The following is a 9,827-nucleotide window of genomic DNA, read 5'->3' as shown; positions in this document are numbered from 1 at the left end:
GCGATCTCTCCGCGGGTCCCGTGCGGCTTGAAGGGGTCCTAGCCATAATCCACAAGCCTGCCGCCCTGTTCCACACTGCCGGCTCAAACGTCGCCGTTCTGCCGAAAGATTCCCGTGACCGGGGCGGATTGGGGTGTCGGATGTCGCCGTTCTGCCAGTTTTGCCGGTCGGGGGCGGATGCCGGCCGATGACGCGGCGGCGGACCGGCTGCCGCCGGGCGATGGCGGCGCCAACGTCTGCGTTCTGCCGTGCCGGAGGAGGAAGGGGCGGGGGACTTTATCGGTAGGACCATGATTTCATTGGATTATTGTGGTGCCTCCACCCTGCTGTGACGGTCGAATGCCGCCTTGGATGGACTTTGACTGGCAGAACGGCGACGTTCGGACGATCCGCCGAAGGGCCGATTCCCGCCCGATTCTCTGCCGATTCCATGCCCGGCAGGGTGGGGGAGGGGAGGGATCCGCTCCATCATTCGGCAGAACGGCGACGTTCGACCGTGCGGTCCGGGTGTCGCACGCTGCCGATGCCAAAGAATCTTTCGGCACAACGGCGACGTTTGGACCCGAATCTTTCGGCACAACGGCGACACTCGCAGGCGGCCGGCCGCGGCGACTCTGGTCCAAGTGGTTGATTCCGCCGTGAGAATCCCGCCGACCGTCCGCGAAATGCCGTCGGCGGGCGATTTTTCCAAGACCGTGGACAGATGCGCGACGGCACGTACACATTTCAAAAAACGGGCGAAAACCGCCCTTAAGCCATCGACATGCGCCCCTGCCAGATGCTGGCCGGCGCCACGGGTGCTTGCACCCGTGTTTTCTGAAGGAACGAGCAGCATGCGGTAACGGAGAACCGACCTCCGCAAACACAAAAGGCCCGGATTGCTCCGGGCCCTTCGTGTCGGACGGAGGAGACCGAGGGAAACCCGGGCACCCCACATCTGGCGGTTTGGCGACTCCATGATGGCAGGGCAGGCCCGCAAAGCCAAGCGGATTCAAGAGCGAGTCCGTTGACGCTAGTCCCTTGCCTCCGCCCGTCCACGGATCGACCGACAGACGGGTAACGCAATGAAGCCATACATCGACATGTACAGGCGCTGGATCGCCGTGCCCGGCATCCAGGCCGCCGACATCGCGGTGTTGTCCGCGCTCTACGCCCATGCCGACCGCGACGGTGTCTGCACCGCCACGCAAGGGGAGCTGGCCGAGGAGCTGGGGCAAAGCCGCGCCTGGTTCAACGCCGTGCTGAAGGGCCTGCAGGAGAAGGCGTCGCTGGAAACGGCGGCGGCGCTGGTCTGCGCCAAGCCGCGGCGGGGCCTGCGCGGTTTCGCCTATCAGCTGGCGGGGATGGAGGGCTTTACCGCCGGCATGTCCTGTCAGCCGGCTGACAGTTGCGGTTCGCTGGCCGGCTTTTCCTTGGATTCTCAGAATCCTGAATCCTCCTCCTCCCCCTCGGGTGGGGGGATGGATGGACGGGACGAGGCTTTGCCGGCTGATTGGCAGCCGGATGCCGCCGATCTGGCCTGGGCAGCAGCGGAGCGTCCGGAGGTCGATGCCGGCCGGGTGACGGCCAAGTTCGTGTCCTGGTGCCGCAAGGCCCACCGCCGCAACGGCTACCGCCCGCCGGATCCGGGGGCCGCCTGGCGCCGCTGGATCGCCCGCGAGCTGGTGGCGCCAGCCGGAGAGCCGGCCGCACCAGTCTCCAAGCCTTCTGCCCCCCAGTCCCGCCGGGAGCCCCGCCATGACCGCCGCTCATCTTCCTTGCGTGCCGGACCTGTCTCCGATGCCGCCGGCCGCAACCGCGAAACCCTTGCAGCCTTGCGCCTTCGCCTCGCTGGCCAGGCTTGAGGCGGCGGATCTGCGGTTCGAGACGCGGGATCTGTCGCCCGAGGAGATCGGCGCGCTGGCCGACCGGGTCGAGCAGGCCATCGGCGCGCTGACCCCGGCGATCGGCGTCGAGAATGTGCTGATCGGGCTGGAGAAGCTGGCCGAGCGCTTCGCGCTGGAACTGCCGGAGGCCGACCTGCTGGAAGCCGATGTCCGGGCGATGGCGGGCTGGCCGGCCGACCGCTGGATGGCGGCCTTCGAGGCGGTGTGGGCGGGGTTCCGCAGCGGCTGGAGCCGCTTTCCGACGCTGGGCGACTTCCGCGAGGCGCTGGGCGCCCTGCCGCCGCCGGCGGAAAGCCGCGCCGCCGACGATCTGAAGCGGCTGGCCGGCCGGCTGCGCCAGGAACAGAACTTGCGCGCCCGCACCGAGGAGCAGCGCCGCCGCACCCGCGCCCGTGAAGCGGCCCTGGCCGAGCGGCAGCGCCAACTGGCGTTTGTCCCGCCGCCGAACGATCAATCGCTAATGTTGCATTCGCCCCATGGCGGCCAACATTATCCGCCGGACCACCAGAGAGTGCCGACAGCGGATGAAGCCGAACCATCGCCCGCTGCATCGCCCGCCGGGCACCGCCGACGCACAGGCGCTTCTGACCCGTGCCGTCACCCATCACCAGAACGGGCAGCTGGCCGAGGCGGCGACGCTCTACGAGCAGGTGCTGAAGCGGCTGCCGAGGTAGGCGGACGCGCTGCACCTGTCAGGCCTGATCAAGGCGCAGACCGGTGCGCTGGCGGAGGGGATCGAGCGGATCCGGCAGGCGATGAAGGCCGATCCGAAGCAGCCGATCTTCCATGCCAATCTCGGCCGGCTGCTGGAGGTGGCGGAGCGGTGGGAGGAAGCCGCGACGGCCTTCCGCAATGCGGCCCGTCTGGCGCCGCTCGACCTGTCGCCGGCGCGGATGGAAGCGGCGGTGCGGACGCGGCTGGGCCAGCAGGGACCGGCGGACGCCGGGAGCGCCGCGGATCTGGGCGACGCGCTGTACGATTGCGGGCGCTTCCTGCCGGCGGCGGACTGGTATGGACGGGCGGCGAGGCTGGAGCCGCACCGGGTGCTGGCCGCCTTCAACCGGGGGGCGGCCCTGCGCGACGCCGGCCGGCCGGAGCTGGCGGAGGCGGCTTTCCGGGCGCTGGCCGGGCTGGCGCCGCTGCAGGTCAGCCTGCCGCTCTATCCCAACACGACGGGGCTGAGTGCCGTCGATTACCAGATCGCCGACCCTCGCGTGGCGCCGCCGGGGGCGGATGCGTTGCATGTGGAGAAGTTGCATGTGGAGAAGCTGATCCGGCTGCCGGGATGTGTGCTGTGCTACCGCCCGGCGGAGTCCGGCTTCGCGCCGCCGGACCGGCCGCCGATGGAGCGCAACGGTTATGTGACCTTCGGGTCCTTCAACAACATCACCAAGGTGAACGCCGCCACCATCGCGCTGTGGGCGCGCCTGCTGGCCGCCTTCGCCCGGCACGGCATCGGGGCGGAGCGGCTGGAACTGCGCGGCATCACGCCCGATCCGTATCAGGATTACGTCACCATCGACGTGGCGCTGGACCCCGTCTTCGACAATGGCGGAACCACCATCTGCGACGCGCTGTGGATGGGCGTGCCGGTGCTGAACCAGAGCGGGCCGACCAAGATCGGCCGCTGGGGCGCCAGCATGCTCGATGCCGTCGGGATGGCGGAGCTGGTGACGCGGGATGATGAGGGCTATCTGGCGCAGGGTATTCGGCTGGCGACCGATCGTGACTTCCTCGACGCGCAGCGCGAGCGGATGCGGCGGTCGGCGCTGATGGACGAGGCCGGCGACTTCGTGATGGCGACCCCCTTCCTGCGCGGCCTGCGCGCCGCAGCACCACAGGCGCGCATCCTGCTGGCGGTGCGCGAGGCGGTGGCGGATCTGGCAGTGACCTGCCGCTGGGTCGATGGGGTGATCGCCCCACGGCCGAAGGAGGGCGGCGACATCGACTTCCGCGGCATCAGTCCCGGCGGGCTGAAGCTGTTCGCCGAGTGCTATCGCGCCGGCTTCGATCTGGCGCTGGTGCCGCGCTACGACTTCGACCGGCATGGCGCGACGACGCTCGCCGCCAACAGCCGGGCGCGGCTGGTCGCCGGCTTTTCCGAGCGGGTGACGCCGTGGAAGGCGGAGGGCAACCAGGGCTTCGACCGCGCCTATGGGCTGGCGCTGCACCCGCCGCCCGGCCGGCACGAGGTGGAGCAGAACGCCGCCCTGTTGGAGGCGCTAGGGGCGCGGCCGGATCTGGGTCCGCTGGAACTGACGCTGACGGCGGAGGATCGTGAAGAGGCGCGGGTCGCCGTGCTGGGCACGGTGGCGGAGAGGCCGTGCGGCCGGTGTGATCGCGGCGGCGCTGCCGGGACGGACCGTCGACCTGACCGGCGCCACCCCGCTGCGCGTCGCTGCCGCGGTGATGGTGGACGCGGCAGCTGGCGGTCACCATGGATTCCACGCCGGCCCATCTGGCGGCGGCGATGGGGGTGCCGGTGTTCTCCTGCCATCTCATCGGCGGCGATCCCAACCATTTCCACGCGCCGGAACGCTTCCGGCCCTGGACCGGCGGACGGGAGGAGCGGGCGCTGGTGCCGCCCTGCAGCGTGTCCTGTCTGGCGGCAGAGGCGCATTGCATCGCCGCCATCGACCCGGCCGACGCCGCCCGGCGCATTCTGGCGCTGGTGGACGCGACTTTGGGGAAGGTGGGGTAAGCGCATATGGCTCCCTCTCCCGTCCGGGGAGAGGGAAGGGGCCCATGGCAACGCCATGGGAGGGGTGATCCAAGGAGCCATGCGGTTCGGGATTCTCGTCCTACCCCTCACCCTCCCCACGCCTTCGGCGCGGGTCCCCTCCCTCTCCCGGGGCGGGAGAGGGCGAGTACAGTTGAGTCCTTCCCCGGCCGACAAATCGTAAAAGTTGCTTTCGAAAAAGAAAGTGGGCGGATCCACGGTGAGGTGGATCCGCCCGAGGCGAGGAGACTGAATGCCGATGCCTGAACGTGCCTGAAAAGGCACCGGCGTTCCGGAAGCCCGGCTGCGCAGGACAGTGCAGCCGGGCCGTCCGAACCGAGGGTCTCCTATCCCTGTGACACCATTAGCCGCCGATCATCCGGCAATCAGGCCGCGCAGCTGCCGATTTGCGACGGCCAGCATGGCGAGATCGACCGCCGGCTGGGCGCGCAGTTCGGCGAGAAGCTGCTCGACGCGCTCCACCACCAGAGTGCGGCTGGCGATCCAGGCGTCCACCGCGGCGGACTCGTCGCCCTCGCTTTCCAGCACGCGCACGGTCAGCGCGCTCTGGTGGGCGAACAGGTCGTCGACGATGGCGGCGACCGCCTGACGCTGCCAGTGGTTGTCGACCTTGGCGCCGGCGGCGCGGTCGCGCAGCCATTCCAGGCCGAAGCGGCGGCCCAGCCCGAAATAGACCGAGGCGACGCCTTCCACCGCACGGCCGGTACGCTCGGCGATGCGCACCAGATCGGGGGCGGCGGCCAGAACCGGCAAGGCGGCGATCCGGCGGGCCAGATCCTCCGGCACGCCCTGGGCGATGGCATCGGCGATCCGGGTGGCGAGGCGGGAGGATTCCTCCTCGTCGAGGAAGCGGTCCAGACCGGCGGCCAAAGCCTCCACCCCCGGACGGAAGGCGGCGGATTCGCGGCCCAGATCCAGCGGGTGCGGGCTGTGGGCCAGGAACCACGCCACCGTGCGGTCGAGCAGATGGACGGTCTCCAGCATCAGCGCCGTCTGCAGCGCCGCCGGCACGACGTTGTCGAGCGCGTCGATGGCGTCCCACAGCGGGCGCAGCTGGAACACGTCGCGGGCGATGGCATAGGCGCGGGCGACGTCCGCCGGGCCGAGGCCGGTCTTTTCCACCATGTCGCGGACGAAGGTGGCGCCGACGCGGTTGACCAGGCTGTTGGTGACCGCCGACGCCACGATCTCGCGGCGCAGGCGGTGGCGGAAGATCGCCTCGCGCTGGCCGTCGCGCAGCGGCTGCGGGAAGTAGCGCAGCAGGTCCTCGACCGTCGCCGGGTCGTCCGGCAGCTCCGACGCCAGCAGCTCGTCATAGAGCGTGATCTTGGCGTAGGCCAGCAGCACCGCCAGTTCCGGCCGGGTCAGGCCGCGCCGTTCGGCCATGCGCTGGGCCAGTTCCTCGTCGGTCGGCAGATACTCGATGGCGCGGTTGAGGCGTCCGCTGCGCTCCAGATTGCGGATGAAGCGCGACTGCGCCTCCAGCAGGGCAGGCCCTTGCGCCTCGGCGATGGTCAGGGCCTGGGTCTGGCGGTAGTTGTCGGCCAGCACCAGCCCCGCCACCTCGTCGGTCATGGCGGCCAGCAGGGTGTCGCGCTGCTTCAGCGTCATGTCGCCCCGCGCCATGACGTCGCCCAGCAGGATCTTGATGTTCACCTCATGGTCGGAGGTGTCGACGCCGGCGGAGTTGTCGATGGCGTCGGTGTTCAGGCGCACGCCCTTGCCGTCACGGCCCTTCTGGGCGGCCTCGATACGGCCGCGCTGGGTGACGCCCAGGTTGGCGCCCTCGCCGACCACCTTGGCGCGGATCTGGCCGCCATCGACGCGCAGGGCGTCGTTGGCCTTGTCGCCGGCCTCGGCATTGGTCTCGGTCGAGGCCTTGATGTAGGTGCCGATGCCGCCGAACCACAGCAGGTCGACTGGGGCCATCAGCAGGCGGCGCATCAGCTCCACCGGTGACAGGTGATCCTGGTCGATGCCGAAGCAGGCGCGGACCTCCGCCGTCAGCTCCACCGTCTTGGCGCTGCGTTCGACGATCATGGCGCCCTTCGACAGCTTGGAGCGGTCGTAGTCGGCCCAGGAGGAGCGGGGCAGGGCGAACAGCCGGTTGCGTTCCTCCCAGCTCGACGCTGCGTCGGGATCGGGGTCGAGGAAGATGTGGCGATGGTCGAAGGCGGCCAGCAGGCGGATGTGCTTGGACAGCAGCATGCCGTTGCCGAACACGTCGCCCGACATGTCGCCGACGCCAACCACGGTGAAGTCGGTGGTCTGGATGTCGGTGCCCATCTCGCGGAAATGGCGTTTCACCGATTCCCAGGCGCCGCGGGCGGTGATGCCCATCACCTTGTGGTCGTAACCGGCCGAGCCGCCCGAGGCGAAGGCGTCGCCCAGCCAGAAGCCGTGATCGACCGACACACCGTTGGCGATGTCGGAGAAGGTGGCCGTGCCCTTGTCGGCGGCGACCACCAGATAGGGATCATCGGCGTCGTGGCGCACCACGTCCTTCGGCGGCACCACCGAGCCGTCGGCGGCCAGATTGTCGGTGACGTCCAGCAGGCCGCGCATCAGCGTCTTGTAGCACTCGATGCCTTCGGCCAGAGCGGCTTCACGGCCGGCGCTCGGGGCCGGGGGACGCTTGACGACGAAACCGCCCTTGGAGCCGACGGGCACGATGACGGTGTTCTTCACCATCTGCGCCTTCATCAGGCCGAGGATCTCGGTGCGGAAATCCTCGCGCCGGTCGGACCAGCGGATGCCGCCGCGGGCGACCTTGCCGCCGCGCAGATGGACGCCTTCCATGCGCGGGCTGTAGACGAAGACCTCCACCCACGGACGCGGCAGCGGCAGTTCTTCAATGGAGCCGCTGTCCAGCTTGAAGGACAGGTGCGGCTTCGGCGTGCCGTCCGGGCCGGCCTGATAGGCGTTGGTGCGCAGGGTGGCGCGGATCAGGTTGACGAAGCGGCGCAGGATGCGGTCGTCGTCCAGATTGGTGACGGCGTCCAGCGCATCCTCGATCTGCTCCAGGATCGGGGTCTCGTCCGCGAGATTCTTCGGGTCGAAGCGGGCGGCGAACAGCCGGGCCAGCAGGCGGGCGGTCTGCGGATGGGCCGACAGCGTCGCCTCGATGGTGTCCTGGGCGTAGGCGAAGCGGGCCTGCTTCAGGTACTTGGCATAGGCGCGCAGCACCGTGACCTCGCGCCCGGCCAGCCCGGCGCGCAGGACCAGACGGTTGAAGCCGTCATCCTCCATCCGGCCGTCCCAAACGTCGGCGAAGGCATCCTGGAAGGTCTGCTTGACCTTGACGCAGTCGACGGCCAAGCCGGTCTGGGTGCGGGCGGCGAAGTCGTGGATCCAGACCGACGGGGCGCCGCCGGCGGGCCGCACCTCGTAGGGCTGTTCGGTGATGACCTTCAGGTCCATGTGCTCCAGCATCGGCAGCACGTCGGACAGCGGTACCGGCCGGCCCTGGTGGTAGATCTTGACGTGCAGCTCGTCGCCGTCGGCCTCCAGCGGGTGGTAGAGCACGATGCCGAGGCGCTGTTCGGAAAGCGCGCGCTCGATGCGGTCGATGTCGTGGACGGCGGTTTCGGCGGTGAAGGTCTCGCGGTAGCCGGCCGGGAAGGCGTCGGCGTAGCGGCGCAGCCGGGCGTTGCCGGTCTCCTCGCCCTGCGCCTCGACCAGCGCGTCGCGCAGCCGGTCGGCCCAGCTGCGGGAGACCTGGACCAGCCGGGATTCGATTTCGCTGATGTCGACGGCGGGGATCTTGCCCGGCTCCGTCTTCACCATCAGGTGCAGGCGGGCGAGCGCGCTGTCCGACAGCTGGGTGAAGTAGGAGGCGCAGGTGCCGTGGAAGGCGGTTTCCAGCACCGACTGGATCTTGCGGCGCAGCGCGGTGTCGTAGCGGTCGCGCGGCACGAAGACCAGGGCGGAGACGAAGCGTTCGAACGGGTCGCGGCGGACGAATAGGGCGAGGCGCTGGCGTTCCTGCAGGTGCAGGATGCCGACCGCCGTTTCGAACAGCTCGTCGGACGGGGTCTGGAACAGCTCGTCGCGCGGGTAGGTCTCAAGGATGTTCAGCAGCGCCTTGCCGTCATGGCCGGCGGGGTCGAAGCCGGCGCGGCCCATGACGCGGGCGACCTTGCGGCGCAGGAACGGGATTTCGCGCGGGCTGCGGTTGTAGGCGACGGAGGTGAACAGGCCGACCGCCAGCGTGACGCCGACCACCTTGCCCTGGTCGTCGAAGCGCTTGACCAGGATGGCGTCCAGCGGGACCGAGCGGTGCACGGTGGCGTGCCGGGTGCCCTTGGTCACCAGGAGCGCGCGCGGCTGGCGCAGGAAGGCGCGGATTTCCTCCGGCAGCACGGCGGCGTGGCCATGCTCGTCGAACACGGTGATCTCGGGGTTGCGCAGCACACCGAGACCGCTGCCGTCCACCAGCTCCAGCCAGGGCTCCTGCCCCTCCTCGCCGATGGTGGCGATGTAGAGACGGCTGCCCAGCAGGGTCATGTTGCCGTCGTCGACCCAGGTCAGGAAGTCGGCGGCCTCCTTGGACTCCTCGGCGTCGGGGGCGTTGGCGATGTCGGTGCGGGCGCTGCGCACGCGCTCGCGCATCGGCGTCCAGTCCTCCACCGCGGCGCGGACGTCGGCCAGCACCCGTTCGATCCCCTCGCGCAGACGGGCCTGGGCGGCCGGGTCCGACAGCGGGTCGATCGAGCAGTGCATGAAGGATTCGTCGCGGGCGCCGTCCTTTTCCTCGCCCGGTTCGAGAAGCTCGACGATGCGGCCCTCGGCGTCGCGGACGACGCGGGTGACGGGATGGATGATGAGGTGGACGGTGACGCCTTGCCGGTTCAGCTCCGCCGTGACGGAATCGACCAGGAAGGGCATGTCGTCGTTGACGATCTCCACCACCGAGCGTTCGGTCTGCCAGCCATGCTCGTCCAGCCGCGGGGCGTAGACCCGCACCTTGGGCACGCCGGGCACACGCTGCTGGCCCCACTGCCACATGGCGAGAGCGGCGCCGTAAAGCTGTTCCGGCGTACCGCGCAGCAGGTCGTCGGGGGGCACGTTGGCATAGAAGCGCTTCACGAAGCGCTCCGCCCGCGCGTTCGGAACCCGGCTGCGCACCAGTTCGGCCAGTTGCTGCCGCAAGTCGCCTGCCAGGTCCTTCGTCGCCGTACGCATGATGGTGGATGTCTCCT

General features: G+C 69.6%; 4 protein-coding genes. 3 read left to right on the top strand and 1 reads right to left on the bottom strand.

All coding sequences use genetic code 11. The features are described 5' to 3' along the window. Positions 1-1,064 precede the first annotated feature (1,064 nt). The 3 genes from M5E06_RS21520 to M5E06_RS35640 all read left to right on the top strand — a co-directional run bounded on the left by M5E06_RS21520 (position 1,065) and on the right by M5E06_RS35640 (position 4,789). Positions 1,065-1,844 carry a MarR family transcriptional regulator gene (locus M5E06_RS21520; RefSeq protein ID WP_252139930.1) on the top strand — a complete coding sequence of 260 codons (780 nt, stop codon included), beginning with the start codon at positions 1,065-1,067 and terminating at the stop codon, positions 1,842-1,844. Between the two features lie 566 nt (positions 1,845-2,410). Beyond that, positions 2,411-2,560 (top strand): tetratricopeptide repeat protein, encoded by a 150-nt coding sequence (locus tag M5E06_RS21515; RefSeq protein ID WP_252139929.1) that lies wholly within the window; start codon positions 2,411-2,413, stop codon positions 2,558-2,560. A gap of 81 nt (positions 2,561-2,641) precedes the next feature. Then, on the top strand, positions 2,642-4,789 hold the full coding sequence (locus tag M5E06_RS35640) for an O-linked N-acetylglucosamine transferase family protein (RefSeq protein WP_286208881.1): 2,148 nt from the start codon (positions 2,642-2,644) through the stop codon (positions 4,787-4,789). A gap of 191 nt (positions 4,790-4,980) precedes the next feature. Here the strand turns inward: M5E06_RS35640 and M5E06_RS21500 are convergent, their stop codons facing one another. Then, the gene (locus M5E06_RS21500) at positions 4,981-9,810 is read right to left on the bottom strand and encodes an NAD-glutamate dehydrogenase (RefSeq protein WP_252139928.1); all 4,830 of its coding nucleotides are present in this window, start codon (positions 9,808-9,810) and stop codon (positions 4,981-4,983) included. Positions 9,811-9,827: the final 17 nt, after the last annotated feature.

This window comes from Azospirillum sp. A1-3 (assembly GCF_023806445.1).
GTDB lineage: Bacteria > Pseudomonadota > Alphaproteobacteria > Azospirillales > Azospirillaceae > Azospirillum.
The sequence above is the reverse complement of the archived record's forward strand: the minus strand, read 5'-3'. Positions and strand labels throughout refer to the sequence as shown.

Excerpts from the sequence above, each read along its gene's own strand:
- M5E06_RS21515 (WP_252139929.1), top strand. The coding sequence starts at position 2,411 with ATGAAGCCGAACCATCGCCCGCTGCATCGCCCGCCGGGCACCGCCGAC.
- M5E06_RS35640 (WP_286208881.1), top strand. The coding sequence starts at position 2,642 with ATGAAGGCCGATCCGAAGCAGCCGATCTTCCATGCCAATCTCGGCCGG.
- M5E06_RS21520 (WP_252139930.1), top strand. The coding sequence starts at position 1,065 with ATGAAGCCATACATCGACATGTACAGGCGCTGGATCGCCGTGCCCGGC.
- M5E06_RS21500 (WP_252139928.1), bottom strand. The coding sequence starts at position 9,810 with ATGCGTACGGCGACGAAGGACCTGGCAGGCGACTTGCGGCAGCAACTG.